Source organism: Marinobacter sp. MIT930201 (assembly GCF_047122665.1).
Lineage (GTDB): Bacteria > Pseudomonadota > Gammaproteobacteria > Pseudomonadales > Oleiphilaceae > Marinobacter > Marinobacter salarius.
The window spans coordinates 472,169-494,030 of the sequence record NZ_CP138916.1 but is presented as its reverse complement, the minus strand read 5'-3'; the positions used below and the strand labels follow the sequence as shown (position 1 = coordinate 494,030).

Below are 21,862 nucleotides of genomic sequence, written 5' to 3'. Positions count from 1 at the left end.
TAGATCAACTGCCATGTGCCCGTATCCCCGGCGTATTTGTCGTCATTGCCGATCACTGCGATTCCTGAGGGTTTCGAGACTGTTTCGCATGGGTTCCAGATCAAAACCTGCAGCCCCGGCTTTACCGATCAGGTCCGGGATAGGGTAGAAAGTTGCATTGGCAAGGGCCCATAAGTGAACGGCGCGCTTGCCAGTTCTTCGATGTCAGCAATGGCAGGTTGCGCCGTCACGCTGTAGTTCTGATCAAGCTGTTTGATATCCATTTAAATTCTCCTCTAATGCAGCCCGCCTTGGGGCGGGCCCGTGTCACGGTTGTTTTTCATGGGCCGGATATACCAGCGTCTAGTCAGGCAAACGGAACAGTTTGTTGACGATCGAATCGTAACTTTTGTGCGGGTCGCCGCCCTGAAAGTCAGTCCGGCCGCTGCCGCGGATCAACAACACATCGCCGGTGAATACGGCCTGCTGTTCCCGCGAATAAACAAAGGCTTGACCTGGAGCTGGCTCCAAGTAATACGCTTCTGTGACATTGTTGATATCCAACCAGCAAAGGATCCGTCCGGATCAGGTCAGGAGAGGCGCTATGAAACGCAATATTGTAAACCAAAGTTTATTGGTGGCTGCCGTGGCCATCTTTTCAGGACTGGGCCTTGTAGCCCCCGCGCTTGCCAATCAGAACGAGGCTGACCAGCCCAAAAAAAAGCCCAAGGCAGATTCGGATGAAGCCGTCATCCAGACGCTTTTAAGCGCCGGCCCCGAATCGGTTACCAAACATGCCACCGTGCTTTCCCGGGCGGGCAAGGTTCTACAACAGGGCAGCGGCGAGTGGGTGTGCCGCTTCGCAGGCCTGGCCGGTGACACACCAACCTGTCTGGATTCGCAGTCCCGAGCCTATTTCAAAGCCCGCTTCCAGGGTAAAACACCACAGGTTGATCGTATCGGCCTCACCTACATGCTGCATGGCATGACGACAGACACCGGCATGCAGATGCCCCCGCACGTCATGGTGATCGTTCCCGACCCGACCGATCTAAAGCAATTTCCCACTGCGCCGCAAAGTGGAGCGCCCTGGGTCATGAAGGCGAATACCCCGTACGCACATCTGATCATACCGGTTGGTGGGCTGTCGATGGGCGCAATCCCCCAGCCATCGGGCCAATGACCTTGATATGAACGCTAGCGCGGCATGGACAGTCGCGGCTGCGAACCATCTCAAATTGGGCAAATGAACCGGTTACAAAGGAGATTCCAGTGATGATACCCCTATGGTTGACGATACTCGCCTGGTCGGTTACCGGCATCGGGTTGCTATGCGCGCTGATAATTCTCGCCGACATTTATCTTGGCGGCTACCGGCAGCCGATGACCAGCTGGGAAGCGGTGTGGCCCATTACTGCGATCTACGCCGGTCCGCTGGCGCTTGTCGCCTATTACCGTTGGGGCCGCCCGGCCACGGCGCGATGGCAAAACCGTCATGGCGCCGCGCCCGACCAGGGCTTGGCCGTGATGGCCGCCCTGGAAACCATCCCCGGAGGCGCGGCATCGTTCATCGGCCATCTGATCGCCGTGCCGATCGTGGTGGGTACCGGAATCACGATCGCTGGCAAAGGCGTTTGGCCGATGATTCTGCTTATCGCCGCGTTCGCACTGCCGTTGCTGATTGCCTTCGAATACCGGTCGCTGACGCGGATGGGCCAGATCCGTTCGGCTGGCCTGCGGCTGCGGGTGGCGCTGAAAATATCCGCGCTAGCGATCATTGCGTTCGATATCGGCATGGGTGTCACGATGCTGATTGTGGCCTTTGTGCTGGGCTATCCGCCCACCACCATCGCGTTCTGGTTCGTCATGTGGGGTGGGTTGCTTCTGGGTTTCATGACCGCCTACCCGATGGTGCGCTGGCTGCTCGGGCGAGGTGTCACGACGCCGGCGGAGTCGGTATAGGTTTCCGGCCTGGTCCGCTAGCGTCAATCGAACTCTCAAAGGAAATTACATGTCACATGACTCCCTCGCGAGCGTAACCATTCATCACGAACGGGAGCGTTTGCTGCGGATGCTCGCGCTCGCCACATTCTTCATTTTTTTCCAGGCATACATGGTGGCGCCGATCATACCGGCGCTCGCGGATGCATTCGCAACTTCGGCACACACCGTGGGCTTTGTAGTGCCGGCGTATTTGATTCCTTATGGCATCGCCACCCTGGTGTTCGGCCTGCTGGCCGATCGGCTCGGTGTTCAGCGCGTCATGTTCGCGTCCCTGGCGATGTTCTCGCTCCTCACAGCGCTCACGGCCACTGCCGTATCCGTCGAACAGATGGCGCTATGGCGCGTGCTGACCGGACTGGGGGCCAGCGGCGTGGTACCGCTTGCGCTCGTGCTTGTCGGACAGCTGTTTCCTTACGAGCAGCGCGGGCGGCCACTAGGCTGGTTATTTGCGGCTATGGCCGGCGGTATGGCGTTTGGCTCACCGCTTGGCTCGATATTGGTGCCCATTATCGGCTGGCGAGGGCTTTTCCTGGCTGTCGGCGCAACCGGGGGGATAGTTCTGCTCCTGCTTTTACCCTATCGGCGCCTGATCGCCGGCGCAATGCAGCCGGTAGGCGGCACACTCGGTGACCTGATGCGCGGCTATTTGGGCCTTTTGAGCACCGCACGCGGCCAGCGCACCTATGGCTATGTTTTTGTGAACTCGATGTTTCATTCCGGCGTGTTCACCTGGCTGGGTGTTTACCTTGAACAACGCTACAGTCTCGGGCCGGTCGGCATCGGTCTGGCATTGCTTGGCTACGGGGTGCCCGGTTTGTTGTTTGGCCCGCTGATTGGCCGCGCTGCAGACCGATGGGGTCGCGCGCGATTGTTGCCAATCGGGCTCGGCTTGAGTGCGTTGGCCGCAGCGGGCCTGCTGTTCGATTTTCCGGTGATTCTCGCGCCGATCATCGCGATGCTGCTATCGCTGGGCTATGACGCGACACAGCCGTTGTTTGCCGGCATCGTCACCTCGCTCGGCGGCAAACGGCCCGGCCAGGCGATGGGTTTGAACGTGTTTACCCTGTTCGTGGGTTTTGGCCTGGGCAGCCTGATTTTCGGCGAAGTTCTGCGCTTTGGCTTCGGGACCGCATTGGCGCTGTTTGCGGCGATTGAATTGATACTCGCCCTGGGTTCGATCCGGTTGTTTCGTTCCGAAATGCCGGGCGAAGCAAAAATACGGCGCTGACTAAATAGCTCGCTGGCATAGATCGGGCATTGACCTTGAGCGGACTCCAGGCTCCAGGATTTTAGCGCCATGTTCCATGCGGCTATTCTGGCTTGTTATACACCTCATGTGGCAGCGCACCGATAGCTATTTTTTGTGAAATTCAGCTACTGATTTGAAATTCAACGCACTTCAACTGTTCCGACAGCGACCAGGGAGGAGCAATGTCTATACTGGATTCACTAACGCAAGGTTTATTGATTGGTCTGGGCCTGTTCTATAAGGCGCTGTGGCCGATCCTGCTGGGCGTACTGATAACCGCCCTGATTGAGACTCTGATTGATCAGGAGCGACTGGCGGGCATTCTGGGCGGTCGCGACCTGTTGAGCACGGGGAAGGCCACGGCCGCCGGTGTGGCCAGTTCCGCCTGCACTTTCGGGGCTCTGAGCATCACACAGACGCTGTTCAAAAAGGGCGCCTCCGCAGAGGCCTCGTTCGCCTTCAGCTTTGCTTCAACCAACCTGGTCATCGAGTTGGGCATTCTGATCTATGCCATATTGGGCTGGCCGTTTTTGGTGGCCGAGCTGCTGGGTGGCTTTCTACTGATCAGCATCATGTACGTATTGGTACGACTGACCTTGCCCGAGCAGCTATTTGAAGAGGCACGCACCCGCCTTCGTGAACAATTCCGGGAAGACCCAGCGCCGGTGGCCTTCACCCGGAATGTCACGGCGAAGGGCGACTGGCGCAAGCAATTGACGACAACCGATGGCTGGCGACGCATCGCCCACAATTATTTCCATACTCTGGGCAAAATTTACAAGAGCGCTCTGTTCGGTTTCCTGATCGCGGGGTTCATCGTCGCGCTCGTACCGCCGGCGTTTTGGACCACATTGTTCCTGGAACCAACCGGGTTGGTCGGCATCGGTGAGAACGCCGTCATGGGTGTGCTGGCAGGCGTGGCAAGCTTCATAGGCTCGATTGGCAACGTGCCCTTCGCCGCCGCCCTGTGGGCCTCGGGGGTGTCGTTCGCCGGGGTGATCGCCTGTATCTACGCGGATCTGATCACCGTGCCGATCATGAATCTGTGGAGGAAGTTCTTTGGCTGGAAAGCCGCCATCTACATCTTTATCGTCTTTTTCGTAACGATGGTAAGCAGCGCGGTACTCATGGAGCTTTTGTTCAGCAAACTTGGCTGGATTCCACCACGCCTCAGCGCCGAAGGGCTCATGAGTTTTCTGGAGGTTAAATTTGACCTGACCTTGGTGATGACAGTGCTTTTACTGCTTGGTACCTTTATTCTACAGATGCTGAGGTATCCAACGTCGAACCGCTAGTTGGGCTGGCTTTTACCCTCGTAGTGAGAGTGACACTCACGAATGCATTTGAAGCAGTATGGTCATTCAAGCATCCTCAATATTGAAGCGCTGCGGGGGAACCCCTTGATAGTGGTACGCTTCTGTTTACTCAACGAAGATTAAGTCCGGATTTGAAAGATGATGAAAATTGGCCAGGTCGTGCAGGCGTTGGCCATAAGCGCCGATACCCTGCGTTACTATGAAAAAATCGGGCTGATGCCCGGGGTTCACCGCAACAACGGTGGTGCGCGCTTATACAGCGACAAGGATCTTTCCCGTTTGCGATTTATTAAGCGGGCACAAAAGATGGGTTTCAGCCTGGATGAGATCGCTGGCCTTCTCAGCTTTCGGGACAATTCCAAAAATGCGAGACCCAATGTACAGAAACTGGCTCGTCTTAAGTTGGCCGAGATTGAACATCACCTGTCCGAGCTGGAAGCATTGCGAGATGAGTTGCGTTTGCTGACCAACCTTTGTGGAGCAAGTACTGATGGTTGCCCAATACTCGAATCGTTTGAACGGGCATATGGCTCCTGATACGTAAGCGCTCCTCCTGCCATCCTCACCCAGCACGATCACGCTCTTGCGGTTAATCTTGTGACGATTCCCAGCAGCGGATCTGATCGATTCCTCGGTATCGGTCGCAGGGCGAACCGGTCTGAACGTAGGGAGTGTTCTGTGCTGCCTGGTATTAAGGCAGAAATTGGGTTTCAGCTATGAACAACTGGCCTTTCACTTGTCGGATTCAGTGACCTATAGAACCTTTAGGGGGTCACCATGAAACGATTACTGGCAATGCTATTCACTGATCCTGTTACCCGGAGTTGGGCTAGCGGCCCCTGAGGCCAGGTTCTGGGCGACATGGCAGTCCTTCACATTACCCCGATGTCATCCGCGTAGCGCTTGATTTTAGAATCGATATATCTTTAAATACGAATGAAAATGATTAACATTTAAATTATATTGATTGCGGAGTTTATGTGCTGACAGTTAACCAGACGCGCCAGAAGGTCGCCCAGGGCCGCTCGGCGTATGGACTACTTAACGCTGTGCCAACACCATGGATGGTAGAGATGATCGGCCATGCCGGCTATGACTTTGTCGTACTGGACACCGAGCACATGTCCACGAACCCGGAGTCCCTCGAACACATGATTCGCGCCGCCGAGTGTGCCTCCGTCACACCTCTGGTGCGCGTGCCGGGGGTTGATCGTGCTGCGATTGCCCGGGCTCTGGACAGTGGTGCACAGGGGATCGTTGTTCCCCGTATCCGCAATGCCGAAGATGCGCGTGACGTTGTTCAGATGGCACGTTACGCGCCGGCAGGGCAACGTGGTATTACCGGCGGCCGGACAACAGGTTTCGGAACCCTCCCGCTGAAAGACTACCTCAGGCAGGCCAACCAGGAAGTCCTCATTGTGCTCATGATTGAGGATCAGGAAGGCATCGACAACCGCGAAGCCATCCTGGGTGTTCCCGGTGTTGACTGGGTGCTTCCGGGAGCGGTCGATCTGTCGCAATCACTGGGCTGCCCGGGTGATCCGTTCCATTCGTCTGTCAATCACGCCATCGCGGAACTGGCAGCGAGTTGCCGCGGGCGTCCAGTGGAATTTTGCGCTTTGCCCCGAAGTCCTGACCAATTAACGGAATGGCAGGAGTGGGGAGCAAGAGCCTTTCTCCTGGGAGAAGACCGCAGTCTGCTCTTTAAATACCTCAAGTCCCACCTCGCGACCTGCCGTGCCGAGTCGAGCCCGCCGTCTCCCTGAGGCAACCATTCTCCTTCAAGCCTGACAAGAGTTTTCCTATGCGCGATACCGTACTTTTTCTTGCTCATGTTCCAACGGAAGCCCTGAATCGGGGATTCCTGCCAGCTGCCCGGTCGATGGGGCTGAAAGTGATCCTGCTGACAGACCAGGCGGCGACTCACCACCACTATTTCAGTCAACCGGGCCTTCCCGCCTATCCGGAACAGATTCTCCAGTGTGATGTATTTAATCCGCTGTCTGTTCTCGATCTTCTCTCAGAACTCCCGGCCCCCGTGGGCGTGTTTTCCAACAGCGATCACCTGCAGACGGTGACTGCCCTGGCCGCAGCCTACCTGAATCTGCCGGGCAAAGACTGGCAAACCTGTTACCGGGCAAAAAACAAGGCAGCCATGCGCCAGTACCTGAAAGCGCTCGATGATGGCGCATGCTGGTTCAGGGCTGTGAATGATCAGACCTCCCTGGGGAAGGTGATCGACGACGTTCCATTCCCGTGTATTGCCAAGCCCCGGGAGGGGGTTGCCAGCCTCAACGTCAGGCGCCTGGACAATGCTGCGCAACTGCAATCGTTCTGTGATCAGTTCTGGCAGGAACAACCCGGGCAACCCCTGCTGCTGGAAGAGTTTCTGTCAGGCCCTGTTCACACTCTGGAAACCATTGGGGACGGAAACAGCCTGATTGCGCTCGGAGGATTTGAAGTGCGGCTTTCCGAGCCTCCCCATTTTGTCGAACTTGAAGCGGCGTGGGTGCCTTACCAGCCTGAAAGGCCTCACCTTCAGGAGATGTTCAGGCAGGTACGGCGCTTCGGTGTGGGCCTTGGCTCCTGCCATTCCGAATTTGTGATAACAGACAATGGGCCAAGACTTATCGAGATCAATTACCGAACGGTGGGGGATGGCCGCGAATTCCTGCTTGACCGCATGACGAATCATGGACTGTTCCATGCCATCCTTCAGGCCCATGTTGGCAACCCTCTTGAATTATCCCCGCCCACGCAGGCGGCGCAGATACGCTACCTCAGTGCTTCTACCAGCGGGCGGGTTCGCCGTTCAGCTCCTGAGCGCAGGGAGCCGTGCGGTGACGGCATTGCCGAGTTTGAGCCGTTGAGGGAAGTGGGTGATGACGTCCGGTTGACCCACTCAAACAAGGACTACCTGGGTGTGTTGCGGTTGTTTTCGAGCGATCCCTCCCGGGTGAAGAATACGTTGGCCGAATGGGCCACCGACCTTGAAGCAGAGTGGGAGATAGGCTGATGACCAGGAACACCGCTCTGTCTTCAACAGACCCCGGGCAGTATCTGACCCAGAGGCTGGTCGATGCGCTGATCCGCGAGGACGTGGCCGGCTGCCAGAGTGATTCTCAGGCAGTTGGGGTGGACAGCGTGCCTGGCTCACCGGGAGCGCCGGCGACCTGGTTACGGTGGACGCTGGCGCAGGGCATCCTGTGGTTGCCGGTCAATCCCGCAACCTTCATGCAGCGTTGGCAGTGGAGTGGCGACCCGCTCATCTGGCAGTCCGCAGACCAGGCCGGAAGCGTGTCAGAAGTGAATCACTACGAACAGGTTTTGGCGTGCCTCACTGCGGACGAACACGATGACTCCGGGGGGCAGTTGGAGGTCTATGCCGATGAGTGCAGAACGGCGGAGTCTCACGCCTCCTTCTGCCACGAGGAGCGGTCCAGGTGGTTTGACGAAATCCGCCATCAGGGGCAAAGCTGGAAGGATTTTCCCCGGCTATCCGAACGCTTGCTCCACTTCGATCGCCTCGCGGCTTTTCTCGATCATCCGTTTTACCCCAGTGCCCGCGCCAAGAGTGGTTTTGATGAGGCGGCACTGGCGGCGTACGCGCCTGAATTTGCCCCGCGTTTCCGGTTACGGTGGCTTGCCGTCCCCGGCTCGGAAGTCACTGCGGTGGGCGAGCTCCCGGGTTGCTGGCCGGATTTCAGCGAGGTAGGGCTGGATAACCGGCTTGCTGACAGCCACCACTTGTTGCCGGTGCACCCTCATCTCTGGGACACCGCGCTGAGTGACTATCTGTCGAACACAGAAATCGGTGCCAGCGTCCTCCGTGCGCCAACGCCTGCGCTTTGGGTTCAGCCAACACTGTCGGTACGAACCCTCCAGCTTGAGGCAGCGCCGGAGGTCCACGTGAAAGTCCCTTTGACCATTCGCACACTGGGCAACCGGAACATTCGAACGGTCAAACCGAGCACGCTTTATGATGGTCATACGGTTCAGCAAATCCTGCAGGAGATAGCCGGCAAGGACCCGGTCCTTAAAGGGACCTTTTCTGTAACCGACGAATCCTCAGGCCTGCACGTTGGCGATCTGCCCTGGCTGGGCTGCATTGTACGCCGGTTTTGCGGGTTTTCTGACCAGCAGCAGATTGTGCCCGTTGCCTCCCTGTTAGCCGACAGCCCGGACGGTCGCTGCGTTGCACAGATGATGGCGGACGAGTTCAATAGTGGCAACCTGACGGAGTGGGTGCGTCAGTACGTTGCCTTAACGCTGACGGTGCACCTGCGACTGTGGCTTGTCTACGGCGTTGCACTGGAATCCAACCAGCAGAACTCCATGGTGCTGCTCACGCCGGGGCGGCCACCGCAGCTGCTTTTCAAGGACAACGACGCCCCCAGGCTGTGGCCAGACAGGCTATGCGGCCAGATGCCGTCGATGGAGTCAAAAGTCGCGCAACTCCGGGATCAACGCATCCTGGTCAATAATGAAACACCTCTGGCGCAGATGTTTACCACCATAACCCTGCAACTGAACCTGGCGGTTATCCTTGAGGGTCTGGCCGCACGGGGGCTCGGATCAAGGGGCCACTGGTATAAGGTGCTTCGTGAGGAGGTGATCAGCGTCCTCGATCAGCTTGACGAAGAGGGCGTCAATACTCAGCCAGCGCGCAAGGTGCTGCTGGAGGATCGCCAGCTTTATACCAAGTATCTTCTCAGGGCAGGCAGCCTGGAAAGCAAGTCCCGCACCGGCGCCGCTGACATCAATAAATTCTATGGCAAGCTGGCTCCAAACTTTCTCGGGCAGGAGTCATGAGCCAGTCTGTTCTGCCGGTGATCCTGCTCAGCCACTTTACCGCGGCCTTGGTGGCGCTGGGGATGCCACCATTTTTTGGGCTGATCCTGACCGACACATTTGCGGTTGAACACACCGTTTGGGTGGGCTGGTTCTATATTATCCCGACGGTTTGCACGGCGTTGGCGGCGCCGTTCTGGGGAAGAATAGCGGACCGTTTCGGCCGCCGCTGGTCGCTGCTGCGGGCCCAGATTGGTCTGGCCGTGGCCTTCGTAATCGCCGGATTGGCGCCGGGCGTGGTCACCTTTGCCATGGCACTGATGGTTCAGGGCTTTCTGGGTGGAACCTTTGCCGCATCGAGCGCATACCTTTCCACCGTTGCTCGCGGTCAAAACCTGACCCAGTCACTGAACTGGATGCAGGGCTCGGCCAGGTCGGCCATGATACTGGCGCCCATCCTTTTCGGTTTCTTCATGACCTGGGTCCCAGCCCAGCGTCTGTACCTCTATATGGCCATCCTGCCTCTTCTGTCGGCACTACTGGTATGGAAACTCGCTCCCCCGGACCCGGTTTCGGGTGGGCCTCGTGACCAGAAACATTCCCGTGAAAGGGTTTCGGCATCCGCCAGTTGGCTGCGGTTGAGATTGCTTTACTTCGGTTTCAATTTCGCGCTGGTGGCCAGTTTTCCCTACTTCATTCCCTGGACCCAGGAACGAACGGGTAGTACCGCCGCTATGGCCGGAGTTCTCTACAGCCTCCCTCATGCCATCTACCTGATTATTCTGGTCAGCCCGCTGCGACGAAGCGTGTTTTTCGGTAACCCGTGGACCTTGCCCGCGGGCCTGACACTGTTCGCACTGTCCTACGTTATTCAGGCGACGGCCGGAACAACGGCCGCCATTCTCGCCGGACGATTGGTCATGGGGCTGGGCATGACGACCTGTCTTTTTGCCCTCAACGCCGAAACCGCACGTCTCACACGAACGGAAAACGCGGGCCAAAGCTTTGGCGCCCTTGACAGCGCCGGTAAATGGGCCGGTGTCGCGGCCGGTGTACTCGCGGGTGTCGCCGCGGGTATGAGCAACCAGACCGCGCCACTCTGGCTGGGCGCCGCGGTGACCCTTCTTACCATCACCCTGAGCTCCTACCGGGCCAACACCCCCGCCATCGACCATCATGAACGCTTGAAGGAGGAATAGAGTCATGTCATTGACAGCTTCACATCATTATTTCAGGGATCAGCACTGCGACTATCAGGCGGATCAGGCCAGCATGGAGGCCCTGCTGAATTGTTATTGCCGGGATATTGCCGAGCCCTCCGGGGAGCTGTCTGTTCAGGGCGGCGAAAGGAGCCGGTCCTGGCCACAGGGGCTTCGGGTTCGCCTGGCGCTGGAGCCTGCCAGTGTGCTGCACATCGGCTTCCCTGATTCCGAAGATTCCCTGCTGGTTCTGGTTGCAGGAGGCTCACGAACGTGCAACTACCGCTACCTGTCTGCGCCATACTACAAGTCTGCGCTCAGGGGATGGCGGGTGCTGGGGCTCGAGGAACTGGGCCGGATACTGCTTCATAAAATGTCGCAGCGTTTCGAAGAGCCTTTCAACAGCGAGCTCTACCGGCAGATTCTTCTCAGCCGGAACGTCATGCGGAGCATTCTCGAATACACCCGCGTTCCCGCCGATTGGGGGCAGGGGCTGGACGCCTTCCGCTGGTCTGAGCAATCCCTGAGTTTCGGGCACCGTTACCACCCGGCACCAAAATCCAGGGAAGGGTTCGACCCGGAGGATATCCTGCAATACTCCCCGGAAATGGGCGCGGGGTTTGCCCTCTGTTACTTCGCGGTTCATCCGGGCGATCTTCGCACCCGCGGTGACATTGCCGGGCCGGCCTTCGGGTCAGACGCGAGCGTAGGGCTTGACCTGCCCGACGGATGGGTCACGATTCCTGTGCACCCCTGGCAGGCACGCTACCTCATGCGCCTGCCCATCGTCTGCAGCGCTATCCGCTCAGGGCGGATCTTACCACTGGGGCAGGCCGGCCCACGGTTCTACCCAACAGCGTCGGTTCGAACGCTTTACCAACCGGGCAGCCCCTATTTCCTGAAATTCTCAACCCATGTCCGGCTGACCAACTGCATTCGGAAAAATGCCGTCTATGAACTGGAAAGCGCCGTTGCCCTCTCTGCAGCCCTCAAGGCTCACCTTGCGCCTTCACTGGCGCGGTGGCGCGGATTCCGTCTACTGTATGAGCCAGCCTACCAGACCCTTGATTTTGCCGATCACCCCGAGCCTGACCGCCGGAGCATCGCGGAGGGTTTTGGCGTTATTCTACGGGACAACCTCGAACAGTATCTGGACGCAGGTGTAACACCCGTGCTGGCCGCCGCGCTGTTCAGCGACGACCGCTTCGGTCGCTGCCCGGCCACGGAGGCCGCCGGAACACTGGCTGCCGCCACCGGCGTCAACGAACAGGACGCCAGAATACGATGGTTTGAACAGTATCTCGCCTTACTCATCCCTCCGCTCTTTGAGTCGCTGTTCCATCATGGTGTGGTTTTCGAACCACACCTTCAGAACGTGGTGGTTGGTATTCGGGAGGGATACCCCGTTCAGGTCTTTGTTCGTGACCTGGAGGGAACAAAACTGGTACCGGGCCGCTGGTCAGGAGGGCTGCCTGATACCCTTGATGAACAAACGCTGGCGTCCGTTCATTACAGCCAGGACAAGGCCTGGAAGCGGATCGCGTACTGTCTGTTGGTGAACCACCTGTTCCAGGCCGTGGCCTGCCTCTCCCGGGGGGAGAACCACATCGAACTCCGGTTGTGGAACGCGCTTGCCAGTGAAGTGCGCAACTGGCTCGCAGGCACCGACGATCCCTGGGCGGCCGATGTTCTGGGCAGGCTGTTGGCCGGCGAGCCCATTCCGAACAAAAGCAACCTGATGACCCGCCTTTTCAAGCGTCCGGATCGTGAGTCGCAGTACACCTGGGTACCAAACCCGCTGGCGATGACTCTGCCCCGAGCCGTAGACGGCAGGGGAGGGCAGTGCAATGCCTGAAGTACCTGTTTCCGTTCAGCGAGCCATCAAGGAACTGAAAGGCCAGGACAGTGACCCGCTGTGCGCCTACGTGTATGACCTGCCTGAGCTCCGTCACCGGGCGCAGGGCATCGTCGAGTGTTTGCCGCCCGGTTGTGAGATGTTCTATGCCGCCAAAGCGAACCCCGCCTTACCGGTGCTCGGCGCTTTGGCGCCCTTTGTACATGGCTTCGAAGTGGCGTCTGGCGGTGAGCTGGACTGGGTGCGCCGACATTTTCCAGACACGCCTGTGATTTATGGTGGTCCCGGCAAACTGGCATCTGATCTGGAAAAGGCCATCGATCAGAACGTTGAACTGATCCATGTGGAAAGCCTGCTGGAACTGCAGCGTCTGTGCGACATTGCCGGCCGCAGGCAGGCTAACCAGGACATTCTTCTGAGGATCAATCTCGAACTGGCAGACACACCCTCTACACGTCTTACCATGGGCGGTGTGCCTACTCCATTTGGCATGGAAGAAGCCTGTATACCAGACGCACTTGCGTTGCTCGGGCGGCAGGACAGAGTCAGGCTGCGCGGCTTTCACTTTCATCTGATGTCGCATCAACTGGATGAAAAACGCCACCTCGGGTTAATAACACACTATCTGGAAACCGTCCGTGCGTGGGAAGCCAGGTACGGCCTGACCATTACCGAGATAAATGTCGGGGGCGGAATCGGGATAAATTACACCCGGCCCGACCAGCAGTTTGACTGGTCGGGGTTTTGTTCCGGCCTTGATGAATTGCTTCAGGCTTACTCGGATCGTGCCTGGAAAATCCGGTTCGAGTGTGGTCGTTTCATAACCGCTCCCTGTGGTTTTTATGTTGGCGAAGTTCTGGACGTTAAGCGATGCGGCGAGGAATGGTTTGCCATCTGCAGGGGCGGCACCCACCACTTCCGGACTCCGGCGGCCCAGGCCCACGATCATCCGTTTGACATTTTGCCCACCCACGACAGGGAGGCTGCAGCCCCAGTCGTTGCCAATCATTCCGTTACCCTGGTCGGCCAGCTTTGTACTCCCAAGGATGTGTTCGCCCGCCGGGTTGATGTCGAGTCGCTCGGGGTTGGCGATCTGGTGGTATTCCGTTACGCCGGTGCCTACGCCTGGAATATTTCCCATCAGGCGTTTCTGATGCATCCCCACCCAAAAGAACATTTCATCGAGTAGTCCGGGAAGCAGATTTTGAGGAAGGAATATTCTAATTTAATTGAAATGCGAATTATTATCAGTAAAATGCGCAATCAAATTTAATAATACGTGCTGGAGAATCCAATGTCGAAGTCCGAAGTTTCAACGCCACTGCGCCGCCATCGACTGTCTGTTGCTATAGCCACGCTCCCCGTGTCGTTTCTGGCGGCTGGCTCGGCGTCCGCTTTGGCACAGGAGCAGGCTGATGCGCCCACTCAGCTACCCGGCCTCAATGTTACCGCTGACTGGCTTGGTCCACCGACCGAAGAGTCCGAGAAGACCTATACCGGGGCCCGAACGGTGGTGGAGGAAGATCAGCTCCAGGCGACCGGAGCGCTGAATCTGAACGACGCCTTGCGCCCGGTTCCGGGGCTCACGGTGCTTGATGAAACTGGCACGGGCATCCTTCCCAACATCGGTGTGCGTGGTCTGAACCCGCTGCGCAGTGAACGGCTTCAGATTCTGCTGGACGGTTACCCGATTGCCATCGGCCCCTACAGCAACGTCGGCGTGTCGCTTTTCCCGGTTACACTTCCGAGCCTGGAAGTCGTGGATATTGTCCGGGGCGGCGCCTCCGTTCATTACGGCCCCAACAACGTGGGCGGCGTGGTGAATTTCGTCACCAAACCGATTCCGGCGGAAACCTCCCAGACCCTTCGTGAGCGGGTGACCATTGCGGAAGAGACCGGCAATGTCTTTACCGATACCTATTACCGTGTCGGCGGCCGGGCGACCGACAAGCTCGACCTGCAGTTCCAGGCCAACGTCCAGCGTGGCGACGGATTTCGCGATCACTCCGATACCGAAGTGGATAACCTGATTCTGGACGCCCGCTATTACCTGAACGACCAGCATGAACTGGCCACGCAATTGCAATACTACCGCGTCGATGCCGAACTGCCTGGCGCCCTGACACCGCAAGCCTATGAGCAGGACCGTACCCAGAGCCAGCGCCCACATGACGGCTACGAAGCGGACATGAGCCGCGCCACCTTCACCTGGACGTACACGCCGGCCGACAACATGGAATTCCAGTGGCGCAACTTTGTGCACGATGCCGACCGCACCTTCTTCTTCGGCCAGAACCTCAGCGGCACTGGCCACTGGGCGGACCCGGGGCTGGATTCGACCCATGTTGCGGATTCACCGCGTTTGTTCACGGTATTGGGCACGGAGCCCCGACTTGCTATTCGCCATGGCCGCCACGACATTACCCTGGGTGCACGATTTGTCAGCGAGGATGTGGAGTTCGACGTTAATCGCCTGGAATTTTCCTCCGGTAACCGTTCCGTGGCGCGCGACTGGCACCTGGACACCCGGGCCATGGCATTTTACATCAGTGATACCGTGTCATTCCTGGATGACCGCCTGACGGTGACACCGGGCCTGCGCTATGAAGATGTCGACATGGACTTTCGTGACAACCTCAGTGGCAACACCGAGGAAAACAGCGCTGAGGAGTTGTTGCCGGGCCTGACCGTAGGCTACCAGGCGTCTGATGATCTGTTTGTCTTTGCCAACAGCCAGCGCTCTCTGGTGCCGGTACAGATTGCCCAGACCACCCGAGAGGGTGCGGTTGCCAATGAAACCTCGTGGAACCACGAGCTGGGCGCCCGCCTGCAAGTCACACCCGACCTGCTGTCTTCAGCAACCCTGTTCCGCATCGATTACGAGGATCAGATTCAGTTTAACCGTTCGACCAGTCGTTTCGAGAACCTGGGAGAAACCCGCCACCAGGGTATCGAGCTGGCAAACCGCTGGAACCTCAACAGCCAGTGGGAACTGGGCCTTGGCTATACCTTCCTCGACACCGAACAGCTGTCCGGTGACAACGAAGGCAACGAGCTGCCCAACGCGCCCACCCATAAGGTCAGTGCTGACGCGACATACAGCTACCAGGCCTGGGACACCAGCCTGAACTGGGTGTACGTCAGCGAAAGCTACAGCGATGCGGACAACACCGAAGAAGAAACCAGCAATGGCAGTGCCGGTGAGTTGCCGGATTACCATCTGGTTACGGCCCGGGTCGGTCGCGATTTCGCGGTTGGCGGTGATCGTGTGCTGAACCTTGGCCTGGCGGTCAACAACCTGCTGGATGAAGATTACTACTTCCGGGGCGTGGACGTCAGCCCGGTCGGCCGTGTGCCCCAGCCGGGTCGAAGCTTTATCCTTGAGGCACAGCTCGACTTCTGATGGCCTGCTTACGTAACCGGATCGCAACGATCCTGCTCGTTGTTTTGCTGTCGCCTGCGTCAGGATGGGCGCAGGATGAGACTATCCGGTTGACGGATGACCGCGGGGAAACCCTGCGGTTGTCCGAACCGGCGGCCCGGCCCGCTGCGATTTCGACCTTTGGGGCCGATGTCGCACTGGCACTGGAAATACCGCCGGTTGCCGTCACCGATTACGGACTTCAGGGCGTGCCCGACTACCTGGCGTCACGGTTAGACGGTGTTACGGGGCTCGGCCCCCGACATCAGCCTAACCTGGAGGTACTGTCGTCGGTCCGGCCGGATCTTGTCATCGCCATTCGCCGTTATACCGAGAAAGACGGTGACCAGATCGAAGCCATCGCCCCGATGCTGGCCCTGGACCTGATCACCGTCCAGGACAGCCTGCGGGGGGTTGAGTTGGCGGGGCAGGCACTGGGTGCACCGGCGAAAGCCAGTGCACTCAACACCCGCTTTCTTGATCGCGTTCAATTACTCGCGGACCGCAACAAACCAAAGCCTGCCGAGACAGTGGCGCTGCTGACCAGCGGTAGTGAAACTCCCTTCGTCTATTACGACCATTTTCTGCCGACGGCGCTGCTGGAGCGTCTGGGCTTCGACAATGTCGGGGGCCAGCCGCCGAATCCTGACAGCGGCATCCCACTGGGCTACCGGATCAGTCTTGAAGCCTTGCTGGAACTTAACCCGGATACCATTCTGCTGTTGCCCACCAGCCGTCAGCGCGCGTTCACGATGAACCCCATCTGGCCCTATCTCAAGGCCGTGCGCACGGGCCAGGTCTACGAAGTACCGCACTATTGGAAAGAAGGGGCCGGTCCGATTGCCCGTGAGCGTATCCTGGATGACATACAGCGCCTGCTGCTGACATCGGAACCCGACAAATGACGGGTTCCGATTCAGCCATACGCCCGATGGGCCTCTACGGGGCAACGGTATTTCTCCTCGTGCTGCTGTTCTTCGCTGGCCTGATGGCGGGCTCCCGATGGGTGTCGCCGACCTTGTTGCTGTCAGCCATCGACGGCAGCAGCGACTTGCTGACGCGCATCACCGTGCTGGAGCTGCGGCTGCCGCGCAATCTGCTCGGTATTCTCGGTGGGGCGGCCCTCGGGGTTGCGGGTGCTGTCATGCAGGGCGTTACCCGGAATTCGCTGGCATCCCCCGGCCTCACCGGCGTGATTGCCTCTGCTGCCCTGGCGGTGGTGTCGCTTCGAACCCTGAGTTCGCCGGGCGCACTGTGGCTGCCGCTGATGGCTCTTGCCGGGGGGCTGCTCGGTGGTGCTCTGACGTTTGCCATTGCTGGCCGCCGTCAGCTTCAGCCCGAGCGTGTGGTACTCGCCGGCATCGCCGTCACGTCGCTGGCCACGGCACTGACCACGGGCCTTTTACTGGTTTCCGGGGCGGAGGCGGCGGAACTGTATTACTGGCTGGCGGGTAGCCTGATGGGGCGGGGCTGGCTTCAGCTCCAGATGGTGCTGCCCTGGCTGCTGCTTCCGCTCGGTGCCCTGATTGCGATGCAGAGACCCCTCCGCCTACTGCAACTTGATGATGATCTGGCGCTTGCCATGGGACTGTCGGTCGGCCGCTGGCGACTGATTTTTCTGCTGCTGGCTTTGCTGCTTGCCGCCGCGCTGGTCGCCTTCACCGGCCCGATCGTGTTTATTGGACTAGTAGCGCCGCACATTGCCAGGCGGCTGGCCGGCAACCAGATCCAGCACTGGCTGCCCCTGAGCGCTCTGTTTGGAGGGTTGTTGTTGCTGGCAGCGGATATCCTGGCTCGGCAACTGGCCTTTCCCCAGGAGCTACCCGTCGGTATGCTGACGGCCCTTATTGGGGCCCCTTGGCTGATCTATCTGCTTAACTCGCGAACCTCACCCCGGAGCGCATAACGTGAACCATCCGGCTACGACAACGCCTCGGGCAGACCGCCGTGGAATGCAGATTCCAGGCGCCGGCCCCGTTGCCCGGCTGCTTCTGGCTGGCGGGCTCAGCCTGGTTGTTGTCATCGTCGCGGGCGTCCAACTGGGGGCGGTGGACCTGACGTGGTCCCAGGTGTGGGCCGGGCTGACCGGTGACAGCACTCAACACGTGCAGCGAGTGGTCTTCGAATTACGGTTGCCCCGCACGCTGACCGGCGCCCTCATTGGTATTCACTTTGCCCTGTCAGGGTGGCTGTTACAGTTGCTTAGCCGCAATCCGTTGGCAGAAGCCGGCATTCTCGGCATCTCCGCCGGCGCCAGCCTGGTGGCGGTCGTCGCTTTTATTATCGGAGACTGGTTGGTGTCCAGTGCCGATCCTTACAACAATACGTCGTTTGCCCTTCAATATTTGCCCCTGTTTGCCATGGCAGGCGGGCTGGTAACGGCGCTTGCGGTGTACTTCCTGGGCATGCGGCATGGCCAGCTGTCGCCGGTCAAAATGACGCTGACCGGTGCGGTCATTGCCGGTATGTTGCATGCACTGACCACCGGTGCGCTGGCGTTCTGGGGCCACGCCCATACTGAACTGGTGGCCCAGTGGCTGGCTGGCTCACTGTACGGCGCCGAATGGCAGCACCTCCGCACGTTGCTGCCATGGACGGTTATTGGTCTGGTCGGTGTCGGCGTGCTAGTGCGTCCCCTGGAAGTCATGCAGCTTGACGATCAACACGTTCGCACTCTGGGCCTGGGCCTGAACCGCTGGCGCGCCTTTGCGCTGCTGATTGCCACCTTGCTGGCGGCCAGTGCCGTGGGAGTGGTGGGGCCGGTTGGCTTCATTGGTTTGCTGATTCCACACATCAGCCGACGGCTGGCGGGGGCCAACCTTCCGGTCCAACTGGTGTTGTGTGTACTATTGGGAGCGGTGCTGGCGGTATTGGCGGATTTACTCGGCCGGACGCTGTTTACGCCCTACGAAGTGCCCGTGGGTGTGGTTTCCGCCGTCATTGGTGTACCGTTCTTTCTTTATCTGTTATCGCGTCAACCCTGAGGCCGGGATTCTCCATGCTACGAACCGAGCAGCTCTCTCTTGCCTATGGCTCCAAGCCGGTCGTGGACAACGTCTCGCTGGCCATTCCCGAGGGTGGGATTACCTGCCTGCTGGGCCCCAACGGTTCTGGTAAAAGTACCTTGCTGAAAAGCTTCGCGGGCCTGCTGCCGGCCCGGACCGGTCAGGTCTACCTGGACGACCAGCCGGTTGACCAATGGCACCGGGGCAAACTGGCCCTCAGGCTCGCCATGCTGCCCCAGAAACCGATCGTTCCCGATGGCATTCGGGTTCAGGATCTGGTGGCGTTGGGGCGTTTCCCACACCGCAAATGGTGGCAGCGCAACCTCACCACCGACGACAACGCTACCCTCGATGCCATGGCAATGACGGGGGTTTCGGATTTGGCGGAGCGGCCGGTGGAAGCGCTGTCCGGAGGGCAACAGCAGCGGGTATGGATCGCCATGGCCCTGGCCCAGGAAACCGACATTCTGCTGCTGGACGAACCCACCACGTTTCTGGACTGGGGCTACCAGCTGGAAGTACTGGAATTGCTGTCCAAGCTGAATCGTGAACACGGGCTGACGGTGGTGATGTCATTGCATGACCTGAACCAGGCCGCACAATTTGCCGACCGGATTGCAGTTCTGGCGGACGGCCGGCTCGAAACCATCGGCAGCCCCGGAGAGGTTATTACCGAGCCCCTGATCAACCGGGTCTTTCGGGTGCATACACACGTCACAACGGGGCGGGACGGCCGACCATTCTGTTCCGGATTTGCCGAGTCTTTCCGGGACAGCGGGACACCGAACCATCACGGTCTGATCCACGGGATGGCTGAGCATCAGACCACTTAATCCGGCTGCCACCTCCCGACCCGGTTGTCGGTAAAATTCACGCTCCACACCGCTCCATCATTGCCAACGGCAACCGCCATCGCCGTGTGGCCGGGGTTCTCCGGCTCGCTGCCAAATGCGGTGAGGTAACCCCCATCCGCCGCGAACTTCTGTATACGATCATTATAGAAATCCGCCACAAAGGCATTGTCTTCGGGGCCAATCGCGATGGACGTCGCGGTGGTGAACCAGCCCTTGAAAGGCCCGTAAAGGCCCAGGGCAAACGGCCCTCCCCACTTGTGCAGGAAATCGCCGCCGGCGTCAAAAACCTGGACACGATTTCCGTAGCCATCGGCCACGTAGAGAGCCCCATCCTTTCCCAGCGCCACGTCGGTGGGATAGGTAAACTCGCCGGCACTCCTGCCAGTCTTCCCGGTTGTTCCCCACTGTTTGACGAATGAGCCATCCGCGTTTAAATGTTGCACACGGTGATTGTAAAAGTCCGCCACAAACAGATCACCGTCATTGGCCACTGCAACACCTGCGGGCGCGTTAAACTGGCCAGGCCCCTTGCCGGGGCTGCCAATGATCCTCAGCGGCTCGCCAGTCAGGCTGAACACCTGAATCCGGTCGTTCATGTACTCCGGCACGTAAAGTTTGTCGTTGTGAATGGTCAGGTTCATGGGTCGCCCGAGCTCACCGATCCCGTCGCCGGGTGCACCGAATTCACGCTTGAAGTGCCCCTGGTGATCGAAAACCTGGATGCGTCCGTTACGGGCATCGGAGATGAACACTTCGGTGTCTGTGACCGCAATCCCAGTGGGGTCATTAAATTGCCCCGGGGCACTGCCTTTTTCGCCCCAGGCAAGCGTCAGCGAGTAGGGCGGTTCCTGGTTCCAGTTGATGGCTCCGCCCGCGCAGCCAAGCAGGGTGAGTGCTGCCACCAGCCCGAGCGTACTGTAGGTGAGCCATTTACCAACGTTTCTCATGATGCCCTCAACCCCTAGAAATTGCGGCGAAAGCCAACGCGTACAATGTAATCGTCCTGAATGGCATCACCATTGGGATCTTCGGCCACCGGCAGTTGTACCGTGCCCTCGACGACCCAACGCCGGGTGATGTATTGCACGCCCGGCGCCAGCAGCCATTGGGTACCGCCGGAATTGGCATCGGTACCACTGCCAATCTCGTTGCGTTCGCGGTGAACGAAACTGGATTCGAGTAGTGCATAGGTAAAGCCTGGTGTGCCGGAAATGCCTTCAAGGCTAGGCGGCCAGATCCGGTATTGCATTGAGGCGTCGAGACGGGTCTCGTCGCCGTGGGCGAAACCGTCGTGGCGCCCGTTTTCGCGATATAGTAACTGCGCGTCCATTTGGTACTGCAAAGTCTGATAGGTGGCCACCACGCCGCCAAACCCATCCCAGGCTCCGTCACCAACCTGCAATGGGCGTGGCAGTTCGCCGAAACGATCGCGGTCGTCACTGTCCCCGGTTGGTGCAGTGAGCCCGAAAATCGGCGCGACTCGGAAGGTGCCACCGGTGAAGTCGTCCTGGTAAACCGTGTAACGCCCGAACAGCGAGACGTCGCCTATGCCGCCGGTATCGCGCTCAATCCGGCCCATGGGCGTGGTGACGTCCAGTGCCTTGTTGAAAAAGTAAGGGACAACGCCGAACACCGCGAGTTTCGGAGTAATGCCATAACCCAACACGCTGCCCAGAGCCTGGACCGAGACCTCGCGATCCATGGGCCCACCATCGGAACGCTCTCTTAAGACCAGTTGCTCCCGCCAGATGGTTTCACCCTGCGGCACGGGCAGAGCCGTGTTGAAGGTGTTGGGTGCGGCTTGCGCCGAAGGCACACCGGTCAGTACCAGGGCACCGACCAGCAGGGGCAAGCCTATTGACTGGTTGTTATTTCGCATCGCTGTCTCCTGTTTCACCTTCGGTTTCTGAGTAGGAGCGCAGCGTGAAACCGGCCTCATCAACGGCCTGACGCGCCCGCTCCTCCGAGAGCGTCTTGCCCTCTTCAAGGGTGACACGCACCAGGCTCTCACCCACATCGACCTGCACATCGGTGACGCCATCGACTTTATTCAGACGTTTCTCGATGCCATAGGCACAGAAGGGGCAGGCCAGGCCGTCCACGCCCAATACGTAGCTTTTGTCGGCGGCCAGCGCGGCAACGCTGAACACCAACGCCGCTAACATCAGGAACCATTTTTTAAACATGAC

General features: G+C 59.0%; 21 protein-coding genes and 1 pseudogene. 17 read left to right on the top strand and 5 right to left on the bottom strand.

From position 1 onward, the window contains the following. Positions 1 to 128: 128 nt before the first annotated feature. Entirely contained in the window at positions 129 to 263 is a 135-nt protein-coding gene (locus tag SIC19_RS02320; RefSeq protein WP_256713513.1) for a hypothetical protein, read from the bottom strand. 79 nt (positions 264 to 342) lie between these two features. After that, the gene (locus SIC19_RS02315) at positions 343 to 543 is read right to left on the bottom strand and encodes an MBL fold metallo-hydrolase (RefSeq protein WP_075194554.1); all 201 of its coding nucleotides are present in this window, start codon (positions 541 to 543) and stop codon (positions 343 to 345) included. A gap of 40 nt (positions 544 to 583) precedes the next feature. Here SIC19_RS02315 and SIC19_RS02310 point away from each other — a divergent pair, with 40 nt between their 5' ends. From SIC19_RS02310 to SIC19_RS02230, 17 genes and pseudogenes are all read left to right on the top strand, one after another. Then, positions 584 to 1,162, top strand: coding sequence for a hypothetical protein (locus SIC19_RS02310; protein WP_075194555.1), 579 nt, complete (start codon positions 584 to 586; stop codon positions 1,160 to 1,162). Positions 1,163 to 1,254: 92 nt separating this feature from the next. Beyond that, positions 1,255 to 1,941: a DUF4396 domain-containing protein gene (locus tag SIC19_RS02305; RefSeq protein WP_228301257.1), complete on the top strand. Its 687-nt coding sequence runs from the start codon at positions 1,255 to 1,257 to the stop codon at positions 1,939 to 1,941. Between the two features lie 49 nt (positions 1,942 to 1,990). Beyond that, positions 1,991 to 3,211 (top strand): MFS transporter, encoded by a 1,221-nt coding sequence (locus tag SIC19_RS02300; protein ID WP_075194557.1) that lies wholly within the window; start codon positions 1,991 to 1,993, stop codon positions 3,209 to 3,211. Positions 3,212 to 3,414: 203 nt separating this feature from the next. Next, on the top strand, positions 3,415 to 4,527 hold the full coding sequence (locus SIC19_RS02295; RefSeq protein ID WP_075194558.1) for a permease: 1,113 nt from the start codon (positions 3,415 to 3,417) through the stop codon (positions 4,525 to 4,527). A gap of 159 nt (positions 4,528 to 4,686) precedes the next feature. Continuing rightward, a complete protein-coding gene (locus tag SIC19_RS02290; protein ID WP_052479502.1) occupies positions 4,687 to 5,085 on the top strand; it encodes a heavy metal-responsive transcriptional regulator in 399 nt (132 codons plus the stop codon). A gap of 73 nt (positions 5,086 to 5,158) precedes the next feature. Next, positions 5,159 to 5,326 (top strand): annotated as a pseudogene (locus SIC19_RS02285) (ISNCY family transposase); the annotation flags it as partial. A gap of 202 nt (positions 5,327 to 5,528) precedes the next feature. Beyond that, positions 5,529 to 6,314 carry an HpcH/HpaI aldolase family protein gene (locus SIC19_RS02280; protein WP_177190615.1) on the top strand — a complete coding sequence of 262 codons (786 nt, stop codon included), beginning with the start codon at positions 5,529 to 5,531 and terminating at the stop codon, positions 6,312 to 6,314. Positions 6,315 to 6,352: 38 nt separating this feature from the next. After that, a complete protein-coding gene (locus tag SIC19_RS02275; protein WP_091642387.1) occupies positions 6,353 to 7,564 on the top strand; it encodes an ATP-grasp domain-containing protein in 1,212 nt (403 codons plus the stop codon). Beyond that, positions 7,564 to 9,360, top strand: coding sequence for an IucA/IucC family protein (locus tag SIC19_RS02270; protein WP_075194561.1), 1,797 nt, complete (start codon positions 7,564 to 7,566; stop codon positions 9,358 to 9,360). Before SIC19_RS02275 ends, SIC19_RS02270 begins: the two co-directional genes overlap by 1 nt. After that, positions 9,357 to 10,538, top strand: coding sequence for an MFS transporter (locus tag SIC19_RS02265; protein WP_075194562.1), 1,182 nt, complete (start codon positions 9,357 to 9,359; stop codon positions 10,536 to 10,538). The genes SIC19_RS02270 and SIC19_RS02265 overlap by 4 nt, the downstream gene beginning before the upstream one ends. 4 nt (positions 10,539 to 10,542) lie before the next feature. Next, entirely contained in the window at positions 10,543 to 12,393 is a 1,851-nt protein-coding gene (locus SIC19_RS02260) for an IucA/IucC family protein (RefSeq protein WP_127400869.1), read from the top strand. Beyond that, positions 12,386 to 13,582: a type III PLP-dependent enzyme gene (locus SIC19_RS02255; RefSeq protein ID WP_041334594.1), complete on the top strand. Its 1,197-nt coding sequence runs from the start codon at positions 12,386 to 12,388 to the stop codon at positions 13,580 to 13,582. The genes SIC19_RS02260 and SIC19_RS02255 overlap by 8 nt, the downstream gene beginning before the upstream one ends. A 105-nt stretch (positions 13,583 to 13,687) precedes the next feature. Further along, positions 13,688 to 15,796 (top strand): TonB-dependent receptor family protein, encoded by a 2,109-nt coding sequence (locus tag SIC19_RS02250; protein ID WP_127400870.1) that lies wholly within the window; start codon positions 13,688 to 13,690, stop codon positions 15,794 to 15,796. After that, positions 15,796 to 16,719: an ABC transporter substrate-binding protein gene (locus SIC19_RS02245; protein ID WP_228712229.1), complete on the top strand. Its 924-nt coding sequence runs from the start codon at positions 15,796 to 15,798 to the stop codon at positions 16,717 to 16,719. Before SIC19_RS02250 ends, SIC19_RS02245 begins: the two co-directional genes overlap by 1 nt. Further along, on the top strand, positions 16,716 to 17,720 hold the full coding sequence (locus SIC19_RS02240) for a FecCD family ABC transporter permease (protein ID WP_127400871.1): 1,005 nt from the start codon (positions 16,716 to 16,718) through the stop codon (positions 17,718 to 17,720). Before SIC19_RS02245 ends, SIC19_RS02240 begins: the two co-directional genes overlap by 4 nt. A 1-nt stretch (position 17,721) precedes the next feature. Then, complete coding sequence (locus SIC19_RS02235) at positions 17,722 to 18,798, top strand: FecCD family ABC transporter permease (RefSeq protein ID WP_127400872.1); 1,077 nt, start codon at positions 17,722 to 17,724, stop codon at positions 18,796 to 18,798. A gap of 14 nt (positions 18,799 to 18,812) precedes the next feature. Beyond that, on the top strand, positions 18,813 to 19,652 hold the full coding sequence (locus tag SIC19_RS02230; protein WP_228712230.1) for an ABC transporter ATP-binding protein: 840 nt from the start codon (positions 18,813 to 18,815) through the stop codon (positions 19,650 to 19,652). Here the strand turns inward: SIC19_RS02230 and SIC19_RS02225 are convergent. The 3 genes from SIC19_RS02225 to SIC19_RS02215 are packed head-to-tail and all read right to left on the bottom strand — an operon-like array spanning position 19,649 to position 21,859. Then, positions 19,649 to 20,620 carry an NHL repeat-containing protein gene (locus SIC19_RS02225; protein WP_127400873.1) on the bottom strand — a complete coding sequence of 324 codons (972 nt, stop codon included), beginning with the start codon at positions 20,618 to 20,620 and terminating at the stop codon, positions 19,649 to 19,651. The two genes, SIC19_RS02230 and SIC19_RS02225, sit on opposite strands and share 4 nt — an antisense overlap. Positions 20,621 to 20,634: 14 nt before the next feature. Further along, positions 20,635 to 21,552, bottom strand: a complete 918-nt coding sequence (locus tag SIC19_RS02220) for a hypothetical protein (RefSeq protein WP_085681265.1) — start codon at positions 21,550 to 21,552, stop codon at positions 20,635 to 20,637. Next, positions 21,542 to 21,859, bottom strand: a complete 318-nt coding sequence (locus SIC19_RS02215; RefSeq protein WP_127400874.1) for a heavy-metal-associated domain-containing protein — start codon at positions 21,857 to 21,859, stop codon at positions 21,542 to 21,544. The genes SIC19_RS02220 and SIC19_RS02215 overlap by 11 nt, the downstream gene beginning before the upstream one ends. Positions 21,860 to 21,862: the final 3 nt, after the last annotated feature.

Coding starts and splice junctions, on each gene's coding strand:
- SIC19_RS02230 (WP_228712230.1), top strand. CDS start 18,813: ATGCTACGAACCGAGCAGCTCTCTCTTGCCTATGGCTCCAAGCCGGTC.
- SIC19_RS02275 (WP_091642387.1), top strand. CDS start 6,353: ATGCGCGATACCGTACTTTTTCTTGCTCATGTTCCAACGGAAGCCCTG.
- SIC19_RS02260 (WP_127400869.1), top strand. CDS start 10,543: ATGTCATTGACAGCTTCACATCATTATTTCAGGGATCAGCACTGCGAC.
- SIC19_RS02290 (WP_052479502.1), top strand. CDS start 4,687: ATGATGAAAATTGGCCAGGTCGTGCAGGCGTTGGCCATAAGCGCCGAT.
- SIC19_RS02305 (WP_228301257.1), top strand. CDS start 1,255: ATGATACCCCTATGGTTGACGATACTCGCCTGGTCGGTTACCGGCATC.
- SIC19_RS02320 (WP_256713513.1), bottom strand. CDS start 263: ATGGATATCAAACAGCTTGATCAGAACTACAGCGTGACGGCGCAACCT.
- SIC19_RS02265 (WP_075194562.1), top strand. CDS start 9,357: ATGAGCCAGTCTGTTCTGCCGGTGATCCTGCTCAGCCACTTTACCGCG.
- SIC19_RS02220 (WP_085681265.1), bottom strand. CDS start 21,552: ATGCGAAATAACAACCAGTCAATAGGCTTGCCCCTGCTGGTCGGTGCC.
- SIC19_RS02225 (WP_127400873.1), bottom strand. CDS start 20,620: ATGAGAAACGTTGGTAAATGGCTCACCTACAGTACGCTCGGGCTGGTG.
- SIC19_RS02215 (WP_127400874.1), bottom strand. CDS start 21,859: ATGTTTAAAAAATGGTTCCTGATGTTAGCGGCGTTGGTGTTCAGCGTT.
- SIC19_RS02310 (WP_075194555.1), top strand. CDS start 584: ATGAAACGCAATATTGTAAACCAAAGTTTATTGGTGGCTGCCGTGGCC.
- SIC19_RS02270 (WP_075194561.1), top strand. CDS start 7,564: ATGACCAGGAACACCGCTCTGTCTTCAACAGACCCCGGGCAGTATCTG.
- SIC19_RS02250 (WP_127400870.1), top strand. CDS start 13,688: ATGTCGAAGTCCGAAGTTTCAACGCCACTGCGCCGCCATCGACTGTCT.
- SIC19_RS02255 (WP_041334594.1), top strand. CDS start 12,386: ATGCCTGAAGTACCTGTTTCCGTTCAGCGAGCCATCAAGGAACTGAAA.
- SIC19_RS02245 (WP_228712229.1), top strand. CDS start 15,796: ATGGCCTGCTTACGTAACCGGATCGCAACGATCCTGCTCGTTGTTTTG.
- SIC19_RS02300 (WP_075194557.1), top strand. CDS start 1,991: ATGTCACATGACTCCCTCGCGAGCGTAACCATTCATCACGAACGGGAG.
- SIC19_RS02295 (WP_075194558.1), top strand. CDS start 3,415: ATGTCTATACTGGATTCACTAACGCAAGGTTTATTGATTGGTCTGGGC.
- SIC19_RS02240 (WP_127400871.1), top strand. CDS start 16,716: ATGACGGGTTCCGATTCAGCCATACGCCCGATGGGCCTCTACGGGGCA.